The 20,405-nt window shown below is 71.7% G+C and carries 18 protein-coding genes; 13 read left to right on the top strand and 5 right to left on the bottom strand.

What is annotated here, in order from left to right; genetic code table 11:
• Positions 1–112: 112 nt before the first annotated feature.
• Both OG462_RS22870 and OG462_RS22865 read right to left on the bottom strand, forming a co-directional pair.
• A complete protein-coding gene (locus OG462_RS22870) occupies positions 113–733 on the bottom strand; it encodes a hypothetical protein (RefSeq protein WP_406060258.1) in 621 nt (206 codons plus the stop codon).
• A 199-nt stretch (positions 734–932) separates the two neighbouring features.
• The gene (locus OG462_RS22865) at positions 933–1,613 is read right to left on the bottom strand and encodes a bifunctional DNA primase/polymerase (protein WP_406060256.1); all 681 of its coding nucleotides are present in this window, start codon (positions 1,611–1,613) and stop codon (positions 933–935) included.
• A 565-nt stretch (positions 1,614–2,178) separates the two neighbouring features.
• Here OG462_RS22865 and OG462_RS22860 point away from each other — a divergent pair.
• On the top strand, positions 2,179–3,630 hold the full coding sequence (locus tag OG462_RS22860) for a PP2C family protein-serine/threonine phosphatase (RefSeq protein WP_406060254.1): 1,452 nt from the start codon (positions 2,179–2,181) through the stop codon (positions 3,628–3,630).
• A 139-nt stretch (positions 3,631–3,769) separates the two neighbouring features.
• Positions 3,770–5,230 (top strand): aminopeptidase P family protein, encoded by a 1,461-nt coding sequence (locus tag OG462_RS22855; protein ID WP_406060252.1) that lies wholly within the window; start codon positions 3,770–3,772, stop codon positions 5,228–5,230.
• Positions 5,231–5,309: 79 nt separating this feature from the next.
• On the opposite strand, the gene OG462_RS22850 is transcribed toward OG462_RS22855, so the two are convergent.
• Positions 5,310–5,819 (bottom strand): ATP-binding protein, encoded by a 510-nt coding sequence (locus tag OG462_RS22850; RefSeq protein WP_406060250.1) that lies wholly within the window; start codon positions 5,817–5,819, stop codon positions 5,310–5,312.
• 213 nt (positions 5,820–6,032) lie between these two features.
• On the opposite strand from OG462_RS22850, the gene OG462_RS22845 reads away from it, so the two are divergent.
• The 9 genes from OG462_RS22845 to OG462_RS22805 all read left to right on the top strand — a co-directional run bounded on the left by OG462_RS22845 (position 6,033) and on the right by OG462_RS22805 (position 15,891).
• A complete protein-coding gene (locus OG462_RS22845; RefSeq protein ID WP_406060248.1) occupies positions 6,033–6,827 on the top strand; it encodes a hypothetical protein in 795 nt (264 codons plus the stop codon).
• A gap of 113 nt (positions 6,828–6,940) precedes the next feature.
• Positions 6,941–7,717 (top strand): YcnI family protein, encoded by a 777-nt coding sequence (locus OG462_RS22840; RefSeq protein ID WP_406060247.1) that lies wholly within the window; start codon positions 6,941–6,943, stop codon positions 7,715–7,717.
• Positions 7,718–7,764: 47 nt separating this feature from the next.
• On the top strand, positions 7,765–8,499 hold the full coding sequence (locus OG462_RS22835; protein WP_406060245.1) for an SCO family protein: 735 nt from the start codon (positions 7,765–7,767) through the stop codon (positions 8,497–8,499).
• Positions 8,496–8,954 carry a copper chaperone PCu(A)C gene (locus OG462_RS22830; protein ID WP_406060243.1) on the top strand — a complete coding sequence of 153 codons (459 nt, stop codon included), beginning with the start codon at positions 8,496–8,498 and terminating at the stop codon, positions 8,952–8,954. The genes OG462_RS22835 and OG462_RS22830 overlap by 4 nt, the downstream gene beginning before the upstream one ends.
• 45 nt (positions 8,955–8,999) lie before the next feature.
• On the top strand, positions 9,000–10,976 hold the full coding sequence (locus OG462_RS22825) for a copper resistance protein CopC (protein ID WP_406060241.1): 1,977 nt from the start codon (positions 9,000–9,002) through the stop codon (positions 10,974–10,976).
• 3 nt (positions 10,977–10,979) lie between these two features.
• Entirely contained in the window at positions 10,980–12,251 is a 1,272-nt protein-coding gene (efeB, locus tag OG462_RS22820; protein WP_406060239.1) for an iron uptake transporter deferrochelatase/peroxidase subunit, read from the top strand.
• A 114-nt stretch (positions 12,252–12,365) separates the two neighbouring features.
• Entirely contained in the window at positions 12,366–13,301 is a 936-nt protein-coding gene (pheA, locus tag OG462_RS22815) for a prephenate dehydratase (protein ID WP_406060237.1), read from the top strand.
• Between the two features lie 497 nt (positions 13,302–13,798).
• Entirely contained in the window at positions 13,799–15,088 is a 1,290-nt protein-coding gene (gene serS, locus OG462_RS22810; RefSeq protein ID WP_406060236.1) for a serine--tRNA ligase, read from the top strand.
• Complete coding sequence (locus OG462_RS22805) at positions 15,085–15,891, top strand: HAD family hydrolase (RefSeq protein WP_406060234.1); 807 nt, start codon at positions 15,085–15,087, stop codon at positions 15,889–15,891. The genes serS and OG462_RS22805 overlap by 4 nt, the downstream gene beginning before the upstream one ends.
• A 142-nt stretch (positions 15,892–16,033) precedes the next feature.
• Here OG462_RS22805 and OG462_RS22800 read toward each other — a convergent pair whose 3' ends face one another.
• Positions 16,034–16,690, bottom strand: a complete 657-nt coding sequence (locus OG462_RS22800; protein ID WP_406060232.1) for a rhomboid-like protein — start codon at positions 16,688–16,690, stop codon at positions 16,034–16,036.
• Between the two features lie 65 nt (positions 16,691–16,755).
• Positions 16,756–18,159, bottom strand: a complete 1,404-nt coding sequence (gene lpdA / locus OG462_RS22795; RefSeq protein WP_406060231.1) for a dihydrolipoyl dehydrogenase — start codon at positions 18,157–18,159, stop codon at positions 16,756–16,758.
• A gap of 123 nt (positions 18,160–18,282) precedes the next feature.
• Here lpdA and OG462_RS22790 point away from each other — a divergent pair, with 123 nt between their 5' ends.
• Entirely contained in the window at positions 18,283–18,960 is a 678-nt protein-coding gene (locus OG462_RS22790; protein WP_406060229.1) for a FadR/GntR family transcriptional regulator, read from the top strand.
• Entirely contained in the window at positions 18,960–20,369 is a 1,410-nt protein-coding gene (locus OG462_RS22785; RefSeq protein WP_406060227.1) for an MFS transporter, read from the top strand. Before OG462_RS22790 ends, OG462_RS22785 begins: the two co-directional genes overlap by 1 nt.
• The last annotated feature ends 36 nt before the right edge of the window (positions 20,370–20,405 follow it).

The raw sequence follows: 20,405 nt of genomic DNA, 5'->3' as shown, positions 1-20,405 counted from the left end.
CGAACCGCAGATCTCTTGTTACCGTTCTGGAAGCCCGGTCGCTGGTGCATCCCCCGTCGCCAGCGATCGGGCCTTTCCATGTCCGCTTCCGGCAGGTCCGGGGCGTCGACGCTCAACTTCCTTCGCTGTCCACCGTGTTGCTGCCCGCCCGCAGCAGCAGCGGGGTGTTGTCCCCCTCGCCGGTGCCCGCGAATTCCGCCACCGCCGTATACGCCGTGGTCACCCCCCGGCCCCGCTCCCTGGGCGTTTCACAGGTTCCCGGTTCGTCCTGCGCCGGGACCGGGCAGCGGACCTGCACGGTCCGCCCGCCGGGGGCCATGAGGGTCAGAAACGCGTCGAGATCCTGGCCGGTCGCGTTCCGGTAGTACGTACGCGCCCAGGTGTCGGGTCCCTCCGCCAGGACGCAGGTCTGTGCCTCGACCCCCTCGGGAGAGGCGAGTTCCGGCCCACAGTTCGTGACCCGCTCCGTGACCCGCTCCGGGGACGCCGGAGACGCGGGGACGGCAGCGCGAGCGGCCGGAGCGGCCGGAGCGGCCGGGACAGGAGAGGGCTCTGTACGGGGTCCCAGGCCGAGCCCGCTCAGCAGGTCCCCGGGCTTCGCGTCGGCGGCGTCCGTCGCGCCGGCCGGTCGTACGGGCTCGCCCGCCGACCCCGCCATCGCGACGAGCGGCAGCAGGACGGCGACCGTGACGGCGGCCCCGAGTCCGACCACGCGGAGGTTCACCGGACTCATGCGCCCCACCTGCTCCTGCTCGGCTGGAGATCTTGAACGGTGGGGTGAACATATCGGCGGCCGGCGGGCGCGCGGTCGGCCGCGCGCCCGTTTCCCGTACAAGTCGGACCAGGACACACCCGTTCGGGTGAAGAGGTGCCTCAGCCGCCCCTAGGGTCTGTCCGGCCGGCCTGTCCGACCCTGATCCGCCGGACAGGCCTTAGTACGCCAGTCGGCTCCCGCCGCCCGGTGTGCTCGTGCTGGCCTCCACCAGCGCGTCGACCACCGCCTCCACGTCCGGCAGCCACGGCCGGGCCGAGCCCGCGAGGGGTGCCCGTTCCCATCGGACCTGTCCGGTCCCGGCGACCGAGGGCGGCAGGAGTAGATAGCCGCCCTCTCCATGGAAGCGCAGCGAGCTGGGGACGCTGTCCTTCGCGTACAGCAGCTCGCCGAGCCGTTCGAGGCCGTACGGGGCGACGAGGATCGACCATCGCGTCGGGGTCGCCACCACCGGGCCGAGTCGCATGCCCATCGCGTCGAGCGCGGTGAGCGCCCGCGCGCCCGCCACCGCGGGCAGGCTGACCGCGCAGGGCGCGCGGCCGCCCGTGGCGAGCACCACGGGGGCGTCCGGGCGCCGGGTCCACCACGAGCGGATCATCCGCTCGTCCGTGGTGGCCGCGAGCAGTCCGGGGTCGTAGGGGTGGGCGCCGGGCACCACGCACTCGGGGTCGGGGCAGGAGCAGGCGGCTCCCGCGGCCGTACGGGTCGTCGCTCTCAGGCCCGCTCCCGGCAGGACGGGCCAGTCCCATTCGACGGCGAAGGTGACCGCCGCGTCGAGCCGGGCGGTCCTCGCCTTGCGCCGGAACCGGAGCCTGCGTCGCCTTCCGAGGATCTCGCGCATGAGCGCTCGTTCCTTTCCGTTGAACGCCGAATCCACATCACACCATGTGCAGGACATTTCACTGTGCGTATCAGCGCGTACCGGGTCGGCGGGGTGGCGGCCCCTGTCGGAGCGGGGCCGGCCGGGCCGGAACCAGGTGGAACCACGTGGAACCAGATGGAGCGGAATCAGAACCAGGTGGAGCCAGGTCAGAACGAGGTGGAGCCAGGTCAGCACCAGGGGCGGGTCAGAACACGTTCCCCGCCACTCGGTGACGGGCTGCGGCCTGCGGCATGTAAGACGCCGGGGTTCCGCCTCGCGTTCCGGGGCAGCTTCAACTGCCCCTGCCTGTCACCGATTACGTACCCAGCACGCTCGGAATGACGCGCTTTCAAACGACGCCAGTCGACCGCAAAAGGTGCACACCGGGGACAATTTTCGGCCAACTTCGCCAGGACTTCAACCCTCTCGCACGACCTCACGGACACCACAAGTCCCGTGGGGACAATGCTGGACATCGTTCCTCTTGTGCGTGTACATGTGGATGCATCGAGCGGCTCAGAATGACATGGGGGTTTGCGATGCTATGGCGTCAAACGCACCGGTCGGAAAGCCGACTGACATGAGCGCCCCACACATGCCGAAAGTGGCCGGAATCGATTCCACGGTTTCCGGGCCCCCGCACACTACGGCGCCCCTCCCCGGGGTACCCGCGGCGGCAGCACCCTCCGATCCGGTCTCCCCGCCGGGAGCGTTGATCCAGGACCGGCTCGCGGCCTGGGTCTCCGATCTCACCACCCTCCACGAACTCACCGAGCGCCTCATCAGGACCGCCTCCCTCGACGAGGCCCTCCGCGAGGTCCTCGGCGCCGGCGCCGCCCTCGTCGGGGCCCGCCGCGGGATGGCCGTCCTCGAACCGGCCGACGGCCTCGGCCCGGCCTCCACCATCGGCCTCGGCCTCGCCCACTCCGATCTCGGCACCATCGAGACGGTCCCGCGCGGCACCAGCAGTTACGGCCGCCTCCTCGACGGCCTCCCCGATCCGGTCCACCCCGAGCGGGTCCCCGATCCGATCGCCATCCGCGACGTCCGCACCGAGGAGGGACTCGACCCGCGCCACCGCGAGGTCGCCGCCCGCCTCGGCTACGCCGCCAGCTACGCCCTCCCCCTCGCCACCGAGGAGGCCGGCCGGCTCGGCGCGGCCGTCTGGCTCTACGACGAGCCCGCCGAGCCCACCGACCGCCAGCGCCACCTCATCGGGCTCTACGGCCGCTTCGCCACCGAGCACCTCGCCCGCCTCCTCCAGGTCGAACGCGCCCGCGTGCAGGTCGCCACCATCGCCGAGGAGCTGCTCCCCAGCCGTCTCCCCCGCGTCCCCGGCGTCCAGCTCGCCGCCCGTCACCGCACCGGCCCCCGGGGCGGCGGCGACTGGTACGACGCGCTGCCGCTGCCCGAGGGCGCCCTCGGCCTCGCCGTCGGCTCCGTCTCCGGGACCGGGCCGAGCGCGCTCGCCGCCATGGGACGGCTGCGCGCCTCCCTGCGCGCGTACGCGGTGATGGAGGGCGAGGACCCCGTCGCCGTCCTCTCCGACCTGGAGCTCCTGCTCCGGCTCACCGAGCCGGCCCGCTCGGCGACCGCGCTCTTCGCGTACGCCGAACCGGCGCAGCGCCGGATCGTCCTCGCCGGGGCCGGGCACGCCCCGCCGCTGGTCATCGGGGAGCGGCGCACCGAGTTCGTCGAGACCTCGCTCTCGGCCCCGCTCGGGATGCTCTCCTGCTGGGAGGCGCCGAGCGTGGAGCTGTCCCCGGCACCCGGAGAAACGGTGCTTCTCTACACGGACGGGCTGCTTCGCCGTACCGGCGACGCCATGGACCGGGCCTTCGCCCGGCTCCACGCGGCTGCGTCGAGCGTGCCGAAGGCCGACCGGGGCGACCCGGGCGCCGTCGCCGACCACGTCCTGCGGACCATGCTGCCCGAGGGTCTCGACACCATCGTGGACGGGGAGGACGTGGTCCTGCTCGCCGCCCGCTTCGAGTGAGCGGCACCCGGCGGCCGCCCGCGTGGGCACACGTAAGCGGAGCGTGAGATTCCGGTAATGGGTCTTCCGGCCCTGGGCCCCCTTCCGTACGACCGTACGATGGTGGGGGTTCAGTGTCGTACCAAGAGGAGGCAGACCCGTGGCCGAGGAGCTCACGCCGGAGACCCCGGAAGAGACTGAGGAGCAGGCGATCAAGCAGCGGAAGAACGGCCTGTACCCGGGCGTCTCCGACGAGCTGGCCGAGAACATGAAGTCCGGCTGGGCCGACACCGAGCTGCACGGACTGGAGCCGATCGCCCAGGCCGACAAGACCGCCGCGCGCCGCGCCGCGCTCTCCGCCCGCTTCCCGGGCGAGCGCCTGGTGATCCCGGCCGGCAGGCTCAAGACCCGTTCGAACGACACCGAGTACGCCTTCCGCGCCTCCACCGAGTACGCGTACCTCACCGGCGACCAGACGCAGGACGGCGTCCTCGTCCTGGAGCCGACGAAGAGCGGCCACGAGGCGACGATCTACCTGCTGCCGCGCTCCGACCGCGAGAACGGCGAGTTCTGGCTCGACGGCCAGGGCGAGCTGTGGGTCGGCCGCCGTCACTCCCTCACCGAGGCCGAGCAGCTCCTCGGCGTCCCCGCGAAGGACGTCCGCGAGCTGGCCGATGCGCTGCGCGAGGCCACCGGCCCCGTCCGCGACGTCCGCGGCCACGACGCCGGCATCGACGCCGCGCTGACCGACAAGGTCACCGCCGAGCGCGACGAGGAACTCCGCGTCTATCTCTCCGAGGCCCGTCTCATCAAGGACTCCTTCGAGATCGCCGAGCTGGAGAAGGCCTGCGCCTCCACCGCCCGCGGCTTCGAGGACGTCGTCAAGGTCCTCGACAAGGCCGAGGCCACCAGCGAGCGCTACATCGAAGGAACCTTCTTCCTGCGCGCCCGCGTCGAGGGCAACGACATCGGCTACGGCTCCATCTGCGCCGCCGGCCCGCACGCCACCACCCTGCACTGGGTGCGCAACGACGGCGACGTCCGCTCCGGCGACCTGCTGCTGCTCGACGCCGGCGTGGAGACCACCGAGCTCTACACCGCGGACATCACCCGCACCCTGCCGATCAACGGCCGGTACACCGAGCTCCAGCGCAAGATCTACGACGCCGTCTACGAGGCGCAGGAGGCCGGCATCGCCGCGGTGAAGCCCGGCGCCGCCTACCGCGACTTCCACGACGCCGCTCAGCGCGTCCTCGCCGAGAAGCTCGTCGAGTGGGGCCTCGTCGAGGGCCCGGTCGAGCGTGTCCTGGAGCTGGGCCTCCAGCGCCGCTGGACCCTGCACGGCACCGGTCACATGCTCGGCATGGACGTCCACGACTGCGCCGCCGCGCGCACCGAGGCCTACGTCGACACGACCCTCGCGCCGGGCATGTGCCTGACCGTCGAGCCGGGTCTGTACTTCCAGGCCGACGACCTGACCGTGCCGGAGGAGTACCGCGGCATCGGTGTCCGGATCGAGGACGACATCCTCGTCACCGAGGACGGCAACCGGAACCTCTCGGACGGGCTGCCCCGCCACGCCGACGAGGTCGAGGCGTGGATGGCCGCGCTGAAGGGCTGACCTCCGCGTACGTTGGAACCGAAGGGCCCTCGCCGACCGACCGGCGGGGGCCCTTCCCCGTGCCCGTGCGTCCGCGGGTTCACGCCATGAGCAGGGAAGGGCTGTCCTTCCACTTCAGGATCTTGTCGAAGCTGACCACCGCGCCGCCCCGGCCCGATCTGTTGCCGAAGTGCACATGGTCGGCGAGCTCCTCGATCAGCCGCAGGCCCCGGCCGTGCTCGGCGTCCGCCGGCGCCAGGGGCAGTTCGGCGCCGGGAAGAGCACCGGGGAGAGCACTGGTGGGGCCCGCGCCCCGGGCGCCCGCGTCGGGGCCGGGGAAACCGGGGCCCGAGTCCGCCACCTCGATACGGCAGGTCTCGCCGTCCAGGTACGCCGTCACCCGGTAGGCCCTGCCGGCCGCGCCGGACTCGCCTCCGCCGCCACCGCCGTGCTCGACCGCGTTCGCACAGGCCTCGGTCAGCGCGACCGACAGCTCGTACGACACGTCGGGATCGACGCCCGCCGTCTCCATCGTGCCCATCAGCAGCCTTCGGGCGAGCGGCACGCTCGCGGCCTCGCGCCGCAGATGGAGTGACCACCAGATGCTCATGCTCCAGCCTCCCGGCAGCGGCTCGACATACCGATACCTATTGCCGGACAGAACCCTTCGTAAGCGCACGGACGCGTCAAGAGCGCTCGTTCGGCGGATGCACCGGGCCCGTGCGCCGGTGTATGTCACCCCGAAGACCCCCAAGAGCCCCAAGAACGACCTTCTGGACCTGCCTCATGCCGGTGGTGCCCGTGGTGCGATGATGGGCCCGCCATGACTGCCCCCGCGCTCGCTCCACGGCTGCTGAGGGCCGCGGTGTTCACCGCGGTCTGCGTCGTGCTGTCCGCGCTCGGGCACGCCATCGCCGCCTGCGCGGGCATCGCCCTGTGGACGCTGCTCGCCGGATTCCTCGGCGTCTTCGGCGTCACCGTCCTCTTCGCCGGACGGGAACGCTCCCTCGGCTTCGTCGTCGGCGCCCTCGCCGGCGGACAGCTCGGCCTGCACGTCCTCTTCGGCCTCGGCCAGCGTCAACTCGGCCTGAGCCCGCAGGCCGACGACGCCCTCGTGCGGCTGGCTGCCCGGCTCGTCTGCGGCGCGGGGACCTCGTCCCTCAGCTCCGCCGACGCCACCCGGATCATCCGCGACGCCGGACTCGACCCGGCCACCGCGCAGACCGGCGCCCACGCCCACCTCGGACACACGGCCGCCACGGCGACCCTGCCCGCCGGTGAGCTGCTGCCCGGCCTGCCCATGCTCCTCGGCCACCTGCTCGCCGCCGTGGCCACGGGCTGGCTGCTGCGCCGCGGCGACCGCGCCCTCGTCCGTCTCGTCGAACTCTCCGAGCAGGGTGCGACGGAGCTCGCCGAGTGCGCCCTCGTCCGCTCGCTGCGGGCCGCGCTCCGTCTCGTACGGACGCTGCTCGCCGGCCTTTCGGCGGCGCCCGGCACGGGGCCGCGGCAGACGGTCCGTACGGCCTTCGACTCCTCGCCGCCGCCGACGGCCGAGGCACTTCAGCACACGGTGATCAGGCGCGGCCCGCCGGCCGCCGACTGCGTCCTCGCAGCCTGACACGGACCGCTCACAGGGAGCGGGGCCGTGCTCGTCCGCACGCCGGTCCAGGGTCGCTGTCCCTCGGCGCGCCGGACTCCCTCGCCTTCCTCCGAGCTGGAGTGTCCTCTGCCATGAGCGTTTCCCGTGTCTCCTCCCGTCTCTCCGCCACCCGTGTCGCCCTCGCCGGTGGCATCGCTCTCTCCTCCGTCGTGCTGCTGTCCGGCACCGCCTTCGCGCACGTGAGCGTCCAGCCGCAGGGCGAGGCCGCCAAGGGTGGCTACGCGACCGTCAACATCAAGGTCCCGAACGAGCGCGACAACGCCTCCACCGTGAAGGTCGAGGTCAACTTCCCGCTCGACCACCCGCTGGCCTCCGTCATGCCGCAGCCCATCCCCGGCTGGAAGGCCGAGGTGACCAAGAGCAAGCTCAGCAAGCCGCTGGAGCTGCACGGCAAGACGATCAACGAGGCCGTCTCCAAGGTGACGTGGACCGCGGACGGTTCGAAGATCGGCCCCGGCCAGTTCCAGCAGTTCCCGCTCTCCCTCGGCCAGCTGCCCGAGGACGCCGACCAGCTGGTCCTCAAGGCGATCCAGACGTACGACAACAAGGAGGTCGTGCGCTGGATCGAGGAGGAGAAGGAGGGCGCGAAGGAGCCGCAGAACCCCGCCCCCGTCCTGAAGCTCTCCGCCGCCTCCGCCGACCACCACGGCGGCGCCGCCCCGTCCGCCTCCGCCTCGGCCGCGACGGACGAGAAGGCCGGCCACGACGACAAGGCGGACGCGAAGAAGGAGACGGCCGCCGCCGACTCCTCGGACACCACGGCGCGGATCCTCGGCGTCATCGGCATCCTCGTCGGCATCGCCGGCGTCGCCTTCGGTGTCCTCGCCGGCCGCCGCCGCTCGGCCTGACGGCCGCACCTCATCCAGAGAACCCGGAAAGAAGCGGAAGAACCAGCATGTCCGCAGAGAAGACACCCTCTCCGAAGCCCGAGGACGGCTCGGCCCGGCCCGGCCGCCGCACCCCGCTGATCGTCGCCACGGTCGCGATCGTCGCCGCGATCGGCATCACCGCGGCCGTCGGCATCGGCGGCAACGACGACAAGGCCCCCGGTGCGGGCTCCGGCTCGGTCGCCGTGGTCTCCGGCGGCGACGACTCCACCAAGGCCGCGACCGTCCTCGACCGGCCGTTCACCAAGCCCGGACTCGTCCTCACCGACACCAAGGGCCAGAAGTACGACCTGCGGGAGCGGACCAAGGGCAAGCCGACGCTCATCTACTTCGGCTACACCCACTGCCCCGACGTCTGCCCCATGACGATGAGCAACATCGCCATCGCCAAGAAGCAGCTCCCCAAGGCCGACCAGGACAAGCTCCAGGTCGTCCTCGTCACCACCGACCCCGAGCGGGACACCCCCGCCGAGCTCGCCAAGTGGCTGCCCGCCGCCGGCGACGCCTCCTTCATCGGTCTCACCGGCGACTTCTCCACCATCCAGGCGGGGGCGCGGCAGATCGGCATCGGCATCGACCCGCCGAAGAAGGAGAAGGACGGCACGGTCGTCTCCATGCACGGAGCACAGGTGATCGCCTTCTCGCCGACGACCGACCAGGGCTACGTCCTGTACGGCGAGGACGCGACCATCGACGACTACGCCAAGGATCTGCCGAAGCTCATCAAGGGGGAGAACCCGTGAACCGCCGCACCACCACCCTGTCCGCCTCCGTGGCGCTCGCCGCCGCGCTCGCCATGACCGGGTGTTCGTCCTCGTCCGAGGACGGGAAGCCCGAACTGCAGGTCAGCGGCGCGTTCATGCCGCAGCCGGTGCTGGACATGGCCGGCGGCTTCCTCACCATCAAGAACGACAGCGGCACCGCGGACAAGCTCACCTCGGTCACCAGCGCCATCTCGGACGACGTCACGATCCACGAGACGAAGAACCAGAAGATGCAGCAGGTGAAGTCCTTCGACATCCCCGCGAACGGAGAGCTGAAGCTCACCCGTGGTGGCAACCACATCATGTTCATGGAGCTGAAGAAGAAGCCCAAGCAGGGCGAGAAGGTCAGCATCGAGCTCCACTTCGAGAAGTCCGACCCCATCAAGGTCGACCTTCCCGTCGAAGCCGCCGGCCACAACCCGCAGCAGCACTGAGCGCGTTGACGGAGTTCTCACAGAACTGACGGAGTGAACCGGAAGATGACAACCACCGCCCCGCGCCTCGGTACCGCCCTGGCCCGGCTGCTGATCCTCGCGGCCGCGCTGCTCGGCACGCTGCTCGCCGGTGCCGCCCCCGCGTCCGCGCACGCGGCGCTGACCGGCAGCGATCCGAAGGACGGGGCGGTGGTCGCCACCGCTCCCAAGGAGGTCAACCTCACCTTCTCCGAACAGGTCGCCATGAGCGCCGACTCGATCCGGGTCCTCGACCCGGCGGGCCGGCGGGCCGACACCGGCGAGATACGCGACCTGTGCAGCGGCTCCATCGTCCGCTACGGGGTGGGGCTCCGTGCCGGGCTGCCCGACGGCACGTACACCGTGGCCTGGCAGACCGTCTCGGCCGACAGCCACCCGATCTCCGGCGCCTTCACCTTCTCCATCGGCGCCCCCTCCACGACGTCCGTCGCCCTGCCCGACCGGACGGCCGGCGGCGGTCTCGTCGGCACCCTCTACGGCATCGCGCGCTACGTCTCGTACGCCGGGTTCGCCGTCCTCGTCGGCGGCGGCGCCTTCGTCCTGGCCTGCTGGCCGCGGGGCGCGAGCGTCCGCCCGGTCCAGCAGACCGTGGTCCGGGGCTGGCTCACCCTCACCGGCGCCACCCTCGTGATGCTGCTCCTGCGCAACCCGTACACCGGCTCCGGCGAACTCTCCGACGCCTTCGACCTGGCGGGTCTCAAGGCCGTCCTGGAGACGAAGACCGGCGCCGCGCTCACCTCCCGGCTGCTGCTGCTCGGCGCGGCCGCGCTCTTCGTGGCCGTCCTCTTCGGCGCCTACGCCCGGCGGACCGACCCCAAGGAGAAGAAGGACCTCGCCTTCGGACTCGGCATCGGCGGCACCGTCATCGCCGCCGGAATCGCCGGTACCTGGGCCCTGGCGGAGCACGCCTCGACCGGTATCCAGCCCGGTATCGCCATGCCGGTCGACATCCTGCACCTGCTGGCCGTCGCCGCCTGGCTCGGCGGACTCACGGTGCTGCTCGTCTCCCTCTACAAGGCGCCGTCCGTCGACCGCTCGGCGATCGAGCGCTTCTCCAAGGTGGCCTTCGGCTCCGTGGCCGTCCTCGCGGCCACCGGGCTCTATCAGTCCTGGCGCCAGGTCGGCTCCTGGTCCGCGCTGACCGGGACCCGCTACGGGCAGCTGCTGCTCGTCAAGATCGGCCTGATGTGCGTCCTCATCGGCATCGCCTGGATCTCGCGCCGCTGGACCCAGCGCCTCGCCGACCCGAAGCCCGCCGAGGCCGAGGCAGCCGAGGAAGCCGAGGAGACGGAGCAGACCCGGGAGGCCGCAGCGGCCGAGGAGGCCTCCGCGGACGGGACGGATGAGGCGGACGAGGCGGACGAGGGCGAGGCGGGCGAGGCCGAAGAGGCCCGCGCCGCCGATCCCGAGCGAGCCGCTCAGCTCGCCCGGCAGCGGGCCGCCGTCGCCATCGCACGGCGGAAGCGGGAGCGGGACGCCGACCCCGAGCGGGCCGGTCTGCGCCGCTCGGTGCTGACCGAGGCCGCCGTCGCCGTCGTGCTCCTCGCCGTGACCACCGTCCTCACCTCGACCGAGCCCGGCCGCACCGAGGAGGAGGCGGGGCGGGGCACTGCCGCCTCCGGCCCGGCCGCCGTGCCCGACCGGCCCGTCGACATCCGGCTGCCCTTCGACACCGGCGGCGTCGACGGCAAGGGCGTCGTCCGGCTCAGCCTCGACCCCGGCCGCACCGGCGCGAACGCGCTCCACCTCTTCGTCGAGCGCCCCAACGGCAAGCCGCTGGACGTCCCCGAGATCAAGGTCGCCCTCACCCTGGAGGCGAAGGACGTCGGCCCGCTGCCCGTCGCCCCCGACCGGATCCAGACCGGACACTGGAGCGCGAGCGGCGTCCAGATCCCGATGCCCGGCGACTGGCGGATCCAGGTGACCGTCCGTACCTCCGAGATCGACCAGACCACCATCGAGAAGAACGTGAAGATCGGCTGACGCGTGACCGAGAACGACAACCTTGAGATCTCCCGGCGGCGTCTGCTCGGCACCGTCGGCGCGGCCGGCGCGGCCGGACTCGTCATCGGCGCGGCCGGCGGCGTCGGAGTCACCGCGGCCGGGTCGGGCGACGACACCTCCGCCGGGACCGGAGCGGGTGGCGCCCCGGCGCTGTCGACCGTCGGTTCGACCGAGGTGATGTTTCACGGGAAACATCAGGCCGGTATCACCACGCCCCTGCAGTCCCGCGGTCACCTGATCGCCTTCGACCTCGCCCCGGGCGCCGGTCGCAAGGAGGCGATCGCCCTGCTGCGCCGCTGGTCGGTGACGGCGCAGGCGCTGATGGCGGGCAAGGCACCGGCCGGGGACACCGGGGTCGCGCTCGACGCGGGCCCGTCCTCCCTCACCGTCACCTTCGGCTTCGGCCGTACGTTCTTCGACCGCACCGGGCTCATCGCGCGCCGCCCCACCGCGCTCGACCCGCTGCCCGCGTTCTCCGCCGACGCCCTGGACCCACGGCGCTCGGAGGGCGATCTGTGGGTGCAGATCGGCGCCGACGACGCGCTCGTCGCCTTCCACGCGCTGCGCGCCCTTCAGAAGGACGCCGGCGACGCGGCCCGGGTGCGCTGGCAGATGAACGGCTTCAACCGCTCGGCCGGTGCCACCGCTAAGCCGATGACCGCGCGCAACCTGATGGGTCAGATCGACGGCACGGGCAACCCGAAGGTCACCGATCCCGACTTCGACCGGCGGATCTTCGTCCCGGCGGGTGCCGCCGGCGCGGAGGAGTGGATGGCCGGCGGCTCGTACGCGGTGGTGCGCAGGATCCGGATGCTGCTCGACGACTGGGAGAAGCTGCCGGTCGACCGGCAGGAGAAGGTGATCGGGCGCCGGAAGTCCGACGGGGCCCCGCTCACCGGCGGCAGCGAGACCACCGAGCTCGACCTGGACAAGCGCGGTCCCGACGGGAAGACGGTCATCCCGGACAACGCACACTCCCGGATCTCCGCCCCCGAACAGAACGGCGGGGCGGCGATGCTGCGCAGGCCGTTCTCCTTCCACGACGGCATCGCTCCCGACGGGACGCCGGACGCCGGTCTCCTCTTCGTCTGCTGGCAGGCCGACCCGCTCAGGGGCTTCGTTCCGGTGCAGCGCAAGCTCGACCGGGGCGACGCGCTGTCCGCGTTCATCCGGCACGAGGCGAGCGGCCTCTTCGCGGTCCCGGGCGGACCTGCCGAGGGCGAGTACGTGGGACAGCGGCTCCTGGAGTCGTGACCCCTTGGCCGGGCGGCCCACGGGGATGCGTGGCCACCGGAGCGGGCGGCCCACGGACAAACGTGCCCCCTCGGACGGGCGGCCCCCGGCTCCGGGGCCCATTAGGGTGACGGTATGTCCGCCACCCGGTACACGTATCTCGGCCCCGAGGGCACCTTCACGGAGGCCGCGCTGCGTACGCTGCCCGAGGCCGCGACGAGGGAACTCGTCCCCATGGTCTCGGTCCCGGCCGCGCTCGACGCCGTACGGAACGGGGAGGCCGCCGCCGCGCTCGTACCGATCGAGAACTCGGTCGAGGGCGGGGTGACCGCGACCCTGGACGAGCTCGCCTCCGGCGAGCCGCTGATGATCTACCGCGAGGTGCTCCTGCCGATCGCCTTCGCGCTGCTCGTACGGCCGGGGACCAAGCTGTCGGACATCAAGACGGTGACCGGCCACCCGGTGGCCCAGCCTCAGGTCCGCAACTGGCTGCGGGCGCACCTGCCCGAGGCGATGTGGGAGTCGGCCGCCTCCAACGCGGACGGGGCCCGGCTGGTCCAGGAGGGCCGCTTCGACGCCGCCTTCGCGGGGGAGTTCGCGGCGGTGACGTACGGCCTCGAAGCGCTGGTCACCGAGATCCACGACGCGGAGAACGCCGAGACCCGGTTCGTCCTGGTGGGCAGGCCGGCCCGGCCGGCGGCGCCGACCGGCGCGGACAAGACCTCGGTGGTGCTGTGGCTGGGTGACGATCATCCGGGTGCCCTCCTCGAACTGCTCCAGGAATTCGCGGTGCGCGGGGTGAACCTGATGCTGATCCAGTCCCGGCCCACGGGGGCGGGGATCGGGAACTACTGCTTCGCGGTGGACGCCGAGGGCCATATCTCGGACCGGCGGGTGGGCGAGGCGCTCATGGGGCTCAAGCGGATCTGCCCCAAGGTGCGCTTCCTCGGCTCGTACCCGAGGGCGGGCGTCGCGGTCGAGGACGTGGCGGCGCTGCGGCGCGGTACCTCGGACGTGGAGTTCATGGCGGCCTCCGACTGGCTGGCGAGGGCCCAGGACGGTCGGGCCTGACCCGATGGTGACGGAACGCTCCCGGCGACGGGAGCGTTCGTCCACAGGTGCGAACCACTAGTCCTACCTGCATATTTTTCAGTTACCCACAGCGGTTATCCACAGGCTCCCCGCTCGACCTGGGGACAAGTCGACAGCTCGCCCCGACAAGGTCGACAAATCGCCCTAGCCACTCCCCGGCCCTGTCCGACTGTCCACAGTTCGCGAAAGACGCCCTCGTCAGCACGGTTCGCTCGATCAACTCTTTGGAGCGAGCAATTCCCACCCAAATGAGTGCCTCAATGACGTTTGATCACGGAATTCCGAGGTGCGGGGCGGGAAATCCGCGCGATCTTCTCCGTAGTCCACAGATCTTCCGCACAGCCTGTGGATAACTGAATGCGGAGCCCGCCTCCCGGTATTTTCACGGGTATCAATTCGGGCATAACGTCACGCGTGACAACACGCGTGACGTTATCCGGTGGGGGCGGGCGAACGCGCACCGGTAGCCTGGTGGGGTGATTGACCTTCGCCTGCTCCGTGAGGACCCCGACCGTGTTCGCGCCTCCCAGCGCGCCCGTGGAGAGGACGTCGCGCTCGTCGACGCCCTGCTCTCCGCCGATGAGCGGCGCAGGTCGTCGGGCGTCCGCTTCGACGAGCTCCGATCCGAGCAGAAGGCGCTCGGCAAGCTGATCCCCAGGGCCACCCCGGAGGAGCGCGCCGAGCTCCTCCAGAAGGCCGAGCAGCTCAAGACCGACGTCAAGGCCGCCGAGGCCGAGCAGAACGAGGCCGACGAGACGGCCAGGCAGCTGCTGCTCCAGCTCGGGAACATCGTTCACACCGACGTCCCGGTCGGCGGCGAGGAGGACTTCGTCGTCCTCGAGACGCACGGCACCATCCGCGACTTCGCGGCCGAGGGCTTCGAGCCCAAGGACCACCTGGAGCTCGGCGAGGCGCTCGGCGCCATCGACATGGAGCGGGGTGCCAAGGTCTCCGGCTCGCGCTTCTACTACCTGACCGGCGTGGGCGCCCTCCTGGAGCTCGCCCTGGTCAACGCGGCGATCGCGCAGGCCACCGAGGCCGGCTTCATCCCCATGCTGACCCCGGCGCTCGTCCGTCCGCGCGCCATGGAGGGCACCGGTTTCCTCGGCCAGGCCGCGGAGAACGTGTACCACCTGGAGAAGGACGACTACTACCTCGTCGGCACGTCCGAGGTGCCCCTCGCGGCGTACCACATGGACGAGATCATCGAGGCGGACAAGCTGCCCCTGCGGTACGCGGGCTTCTCGCCCTGCTTCCGCCGTGAGGCCGGCACGTACGGCAAGGACACCCGCGGCATCTTCCGCGTCCACCAGTTCGACAAGGTCGAGATGTTCTCGTACGTCGCGCCGGAGGACGCCGAGGCCGAGCACAAGCGGCTCCTGGACTGGGAGAAGCAGTGGCTGACCGCTCTGGAGCTGCCGTTCCAGGTCATCGACGTCGCCACCGGTGACCTCGGTGCCTCCGCCTCCCGCAAGTTCGACTGCGAGGCGTGGATCCCCACCCAGGGCAAGTACCGCGAGCTGACCTCGGCCTCGAACTGCGACAGCTTCCAGGCCCGCCGCCTCTCCGTCCGCATGCGCGACGAGCAGGGCGGCAAGAAGACCGTGCAGCCGCTGGCCACCCTGAACGGCACGCTGTGCGCCGTACCGCGCACGATCGTGGCGATCCTGGAGAACCACCAGCTGCCCGACGGGTCCGTCCGGGTGCCGGAGATGCTGCGGCCCTACCTCGGCGGCCGTGAGGTCCTGGAGCCGATCGCCAAGTGAGCCCCTTCCCCTACCGCCTGGTCGCGACGGACCTCGACGGCACGCTGCTGCGCGCCGACGAGTCCGTCTCGGACCGTACGCGGGACGCCCTCGCCGCCGTCACCGCGGCGGGCGCCGCGCACATCGTCGTCACCGGCCGGGCGGTGCCCTGGACCCGGCACATCCTCGACGACCTCGGCTACGAGGGGATCGCGGTGTGCGGGCAGGGCGCGCAGGTGTACCACGCGGGTGAGCACCGGCTGCTCACCTCGCTGACCCTGGACCGGCAGCTCGCGGGGCTCGCGCTCGCCAAGATCGAGGCGGAGGTGGGCCCGCTGGCGCTGGCCGCGAGCCGCGACGGTCTGGAGGGCGAGGTCCTGATGGGCCCCGGCTACCGGGCACACGAGGGCCCGCTGCCGTACGTGCCGTACGAGGACCCGGCGGAGCTGTGGGCGGCGCCGCTGACCAAGCTCTACCTCCAGCACCCGACGCTCACGGACGACGAGCTGACCCGGGCCGCCCGTAAGACGGTCGGCGGGCTGGTCGACGTCGTCATGGCCGGGCCGGGTGTCGTGGAGATCCTGCCGCTCGGCCTGACCAAGGCGACCGGTCTCTCGCTCGCGGCGCGCCGGCTGGGCGTGAAGGCGGCGGAGACGATCGCCTTCGGCGACATGCCGAACGACATCCCCATGTTCGGCTGGGCGGCCCACGGCGTGGCCATGGGCAACGCGCACGCCGAACTGCGCGCGGTGGCGGACGAGGTCACGGCCTCGAACGAGGAGGACGGCATCGCCGTCGTCCTGGAACGCCTGCTGGCGGCCTGACCGCTTCCGGAACCACGCGAAGGCCCGCACCCCAAGAGGGTGCGGGCCTTCGTGGTTCCGGGAGGGAGCGGCCCGCGTGGACCAGGTCCGCGCGCTCGAAGCGGCCGCTCCCTTCGGGGGATCCCCCGTGCCCCCCGTACAACTAGTGTGCGCCGGGCCCCTGTTCGGGTGCGACTGGTTTTCCGCGGGTGAGCGGGTAGCAGGCGAGGCCGACCGCCAGGGAGATCGCGTGCCCGAGGTCGGTGTACGTGCGGTCGCAGAGGAGCGGGACGACGAAGAAGGCCACGACCGCCGGGAGGTAGAGCCATCGCCAGGGGCGGGCCAGCCGGTAGGTGAGGATGCCGGCCGAGGCGGCGAGGCCGTAGCTGACCCCGATGTCGACGACGTGCGCCATGCTGCGCGGCACGTCGTGGTCGCGGATGGCCGCCAGGACGACCTGCTGGCTGATCAGCGTGGCCGCGATATGGGCCGTGGCGACGACGAAGAGCCATTTCGGTGTGCCGAGCCACCGCTCCACGGGCGCGTGGATCAGCTCGAACAGCACCGCGTACAGCACGAGGCCGGCCGGGTCCTCGATCCAGAACGCGCTGCCGAGCAGGGCCCGCACCGGGTGGTGGGACAGCTGGTGGAGATTGCTGCTGTTGCGGTGCAGGAGATAGGTCTCAAGACCTTCTGGGGACAGCGCGATGACGAGGCTGGTGATCGCGATGACCGCCAGCCAGAGATGCGTACCGGGTGACGAAGTCACCCACGACCTGATCGGTCGGGACGGTTCGCCACCCGGCAGGGTTCTGCTCATTCCGCTGTTTCCGCTGGCTTCGGTCGGCACCTTTCAGTGCCTATCACCCGAAGCCGGGAGAAACCTCAGAAATTGATCATGTGTCCGGCAATGCCGTGGATCGCTTCCTTCACGGCCTCGCCCAGGGTCGGGTGCGCGTGGACGTTCCGTGCGACCTCGTGGACGGTGAGGTCCCACTGCTGGGCCAGGGTCAGCTCGGGCAGCAGCTCGGTGACGTCGGGGCCGATCAGGTGGGCGCCGATGATCTCGCCGTGCGTCCCGTCCGCGATGATCTTGACGAAGCCGGTGGTGTCGCCGAGGCCGTGCGCCTTGCCGTTCGCCACGAAGGGGAACTTGGCGACCTTGACGTCGTAGCCCTTCTCGCGGGCCTGCGCCTCGGTCCAGCCGAAGCTGGCGATCTGCGGCTGGCAGTAGGTGGCGCGCGGGATCATCGGGTAGTCGAGCTCCATGGTCTCGGCGTCCCCGATGGTCTCGGCGGCGATGACACCCATGGCCTCGGCGGTGTGCGCGAGCATCAGCTTCGCGGTGACGTCACCGATGGCGTAGATGTGCGGCACGGAGGTGCGGCAGCGGCCGTCGACGTCGATCGCGCCGCGCTCGGTGAGCGCGACACCGGTGGCCTCCAGGCCGTAGCCGGTGACGTTCGGGGCGAAACCGATGGCCTGGAGGACCTTGTCGGCCTCCAGGACCTTCTGGACGCCGTCCTTGCCGGTGACGGTGACGCGGACCTGCGGGCCGGACTCGTCGATGGCCTCGACGCGGGTCGAGGTCAGGACGTCGATGCCGAGCTTGCGGTACTGCCTCGCCAGCTCCTTGGAGACCTCTTCGTCCTCCAGCGGCGCGATCCGGTCGAGGAACTCGACGATCGTGACCTTGGTGCCGTAGTTGCTGAGGACGTACGCGAACTCGATGCCGATCGCGCCGGCGCCGGCGATGATGATCGACTTCGGGGCGTCCGCGGCGAGGATCTGCTCCTCGTACGACACGACGCGCTCGCTGCGGGCGGTGCCCGGGAGCAGTCGCGGGGTGGCGCCCGTCGCGATGATGCAGTTGTCGAAGCTGATCGTCTCCGAGGTGCCGTCGGACTTGGCCACCTGGAGGGTGTGCGCGTCGAGGAAGGTGCCCCGGCCGTCGAACTCGGTGATCCCGTTCTTCTTCATCAGGAAGTGGACGCCCTTGACGCGGCCGTCCGCGACCGAACGGCTGCGGCTGAAGGCCTCGCCGTAGTCGAAGGAGACGGTGCCGTCGACCTTGATGCCGAAGGTCTTGGCCTCGTGGTTGAAGATGTGGGCCAGTTCGGCGTTGCGCAGCAGCGCCTTGGTGGGGATGCAGCCGACGTTCAGGCAGACACCGCCCCAGTACTTCTCCTCGACGACCGCAACCCGCTTGCCCAGCTGGGCGGCGCGGATGGCGGCGACGTAGCCGCCGGGGCCAGCTCCGAGTACGACGACGTCGAAGCGGTCTGACATGACTGACTCCCGAGGGTGGTGAGGGTGTTCGGTCCACGTACGGGCCCACAGTAGTCGCGTGTCCCCCACACGGTCAGTTGTAGGATGACTGGGCAACCGGGCAAATGGAGAGGTCGGAACGGCATGGCACTCAGGGCGGCGGGGCGGACCTCGTTGGTGGACTCCGTGGTGGACCAGCTGCGGACGCAGCTCGCGGACGGCGAGTGGGCGGTCGGCGACCGCATTCCGACCGAGCACGAGCTCGCGCAGCAGCTCGGTGTGGGCCGCAACACCGTCCGCGAGGCGGTCCGGGTCCTCGTCCACGCGGGCCTCCTGGAGTCCCGTCAGGGCAACGGCACCTTCGTCAGGTCGACGGCGGATCCGGCGGCCGTCCTGCGCGGCGTGCGGCATGCGGGCGCGGCCGACGTCCTCGAACTCCGGGTCGCCCTGGAGGCCGAGGCCGCGCGGCTCGCGGCGGCCCGGCGGGACACCCACGACCTGCTGCGGCTCCGGGCGGCCCTGACCACCCTGCGCGAGGAGGGCGACCGGGACGCGGACGCCGACCTCGCCTTCCACCTGGCGGTCGTCGGCGCGACCCACAACGCGGCCTTCGTCGAGGTGTACCGGTTCTTCTCCGCCCAGGTCCACGAGGTGCTCGTGGAGGCCCTCGGCGACCGGGAGATGCCTCCGGTCGACATCGACGCCCATGAGGCCCTGGTGACGGCGATCGAGGCGGGCGACCCGGAGGCGGCGGAGCGCCAGGCCCGCGAGCTGCTGCGGGCCCCGATGGAGACGGTCGCGGCGCTGACGGAGAACTCCTGATGAGCGCGGAGACGCGTACGACGGAACAGGCACGCGCCGAAGTCGCGGGCGGGGCCGGAGTCCAGGGACCCGCATCCATGCCCGCGCCCGTGCCCGCATCCGTGCGCGCGTCCGCGCCCGCGCCTGCGTCCGTGCCCGCGACGGCGCCTGCGCCCGTGCTCGTCGACGCCGACGCCGACGCCGAGGCCGGGGTCCGGGCGACGGCCGCCGGAGCGGCCGCGCGGCGGGCGCTGCTCGCGCATCCGGCGCTGCTCCTGATCGGGATCGTGCTGGCCTCGCTGAACATGCGGGTCGCCCTCGCGAGCGTGGCGCCCCTGGTCGGCGAGATATCCGGGGCCTTCGGGCTCTCCGCGACGGCGACTTCGCTCGTGACCTCGGTGCCGGTGCTGTTCCTCGGCGTGGGCGCGCTGGTCGCGCCGTGGCTGGGACGCCGCTTCGGCGCCGAGCGCGTGCTGTTCGCGGCCCTGCTCCTGCTCGGCGTCGGCATCCTCGCGCGCGTACTGCCCTCCGTGTACGCGCTGTACGGCGGCGGCATCCTCGTCGGTACCGCGATCGCCCTGCTCAATGTGCTGATGCCGGGTCTGATCAAGCGTGACTTCCCGGACCGGGCCGCGGCGATGACCTCGGTCTACACGGGCGCGATGATCGCCGGCGCGACGGTCGCGGCGGCGGCCGCGGTGCCGCTGGAGAAGGCGCTCGGCGGCGGCTGGGAGGCCTCGCTCGGCTTCTGGTCCCTGCTCGCCGTGGTCGCCGCGGTGGCCTGGCTGCCTCAGGTCCTGATCGCCCGGGGCCGTACGGGCCATGAGGGACGGGCCGTCCAGGCCGCCGGCGCCCGCCCGGCGAGCGTCTGGCGCTCGGCGCTCGCCTGGCAGGTCACGCTCTTCATGGGCCTGCAGTCGCTGTGGTCGTACGTGCTGATCGCCTGGATGCCGACGATCTTCACCGACCACGGGATGAGCCGCTCCACGGCCGGTGTCATCTTCGCCTTCAACAACCTGATCCAGGTCGCGGGCGCCTTCGTGGTGCCGCTGCTCGCCGGCCGGATGCGGAGCCAGCGTCCGCTGATCGTGCTGGTCACCACGCTGGTCGCGGCCGGTTACGCCGGTCTGATGGTGGCGCCGGTGGAGGGTGCCTGGCTCTGGTCGGCGACGCTCGGGGTCGGCCAGGGCGGTGCGGTCGGTCTCGCCCTGACCCTGATCGTGCTGCGCTCCGGGGACGCGGTCACCGCGGCCCGGCTGTCCGGGATGGCCCAGACGGTCGGCTATCTGCTCGCCGCCGCGGGCCCGCTCGCGGCCGGCGCCCTGCACCAGGCCACCGGCTCCTGGACCCTGCCGATCTGCGTGGTCCTCGCCGTCTGTGCGGCGGCCCTCGCCGTGGGTCTGTTCGCCGCCCGGGACCGGACGGTGTGAGGGGAGGGGGTGCGGTGCGGCTCCGGGGTGGGGCTC

This window comes from Streptomyces sp. NBC_01077, assembly GCF_045162855.1.
Taxonomy (GTDB): domain Bacteria; phylum Actinomycetota; class Actinomycetes; order Streptomycetales; family Streptomycetaceae; genus Streptomyces.
The sequence above is the reverse complement of the archived record's forward strand: the minus strand, read 5'-3'. Positions and strand labels throughout refer to the sequence as shown.

Coding starts and splice junctions, on each gene's coding strand:
- OG462_RS22870 (WP_406060258.1), bottom strand. CDS start 733: ATGAGTCCGGTGAACCTCCGCGTGGTCGGACTCGGGGCCGCCGTCACG.
- OG462_RS22865 (WP_406060256.1), bottom strand. CDS start 1,613: ATGCGCGAGATCCTCGGAAGGCGACGCAGGCTCCGGTTCCGGCGCAAG.
- OG462_RS22860 (WP_406060254.1), top strand. CDS start 2,179: ATGGCGTCAAACGCACCGGTCGGAAAGCCGACTGACATGAGCGCCCCA.
- OG462_RS22850 (WP_406060250.1), bottom strand. CDS start 5,819: ATGAGCATCTGGTGGTCACTCCATCTGCGGCGCGAGGCCGCGAGCGTG.
- OG462_RS22845 (WP_406060248.1), top strand. CDS start 6,033: ATGACTGCCCCCGCGCTCGCTCCACGGCTGCTGAGGGCCGCGGTGTTC.
- OG462_RS22840 (WP_406060247.1), top strand. CDS start 6,941: ATGAGCGTTTCCCGTGTCTCCTCCCGTCTCTCCGCCACCCGTGTCGCC.
- OG462_RS22835 (WP_406060245.1), top strand. CDS start 7,765: ATGTCCGCAGAGAAGACACCCTCTCCGAAGCCCGAGGACGGCTCGGCC.
- OG462_RS22825 (WP_406060241.1), top strand. CDS start 9,000: ATGACAACCACCGCCCCGCGCCTCGGTACCGCCCTGGCCCGGCTGCTG.
- pheA (WP_406060237.1), top strand. CDS start 12,366: ATGTCCGCCACCCGGTACACGTATCTCGGCCCCGAGGGCACCTTCACG.
- OG462_RS22800 (WP_406060232.1), bottom strand. CDS start 16,690: ATGAGCAGAACCCTGCCGGGTGGCGAACCGTCCCGACCGATCAGGTCG.
- lpdA (WP_406060231.1), bottom strand. CDS start 18,159: ATGTCAGACCGCTTCGACGTCGTCGTACTCGGAGCTGGCCCCGGCGGC.
- OG462_RS22790 (WP_406060229.1), top strand. CDS start 18,283: ATGGCACTCAGGGCGGCGGGGCGGACCTCGTTGGTGGACTCCGTGGTG.
- OG462_RS22785 (WP_406060227.1), top strand. CDS start 18,960: ATGAGCGCGGAGACGCGTACGACGGAACAGGCACGCGCCGAAGTCGCG.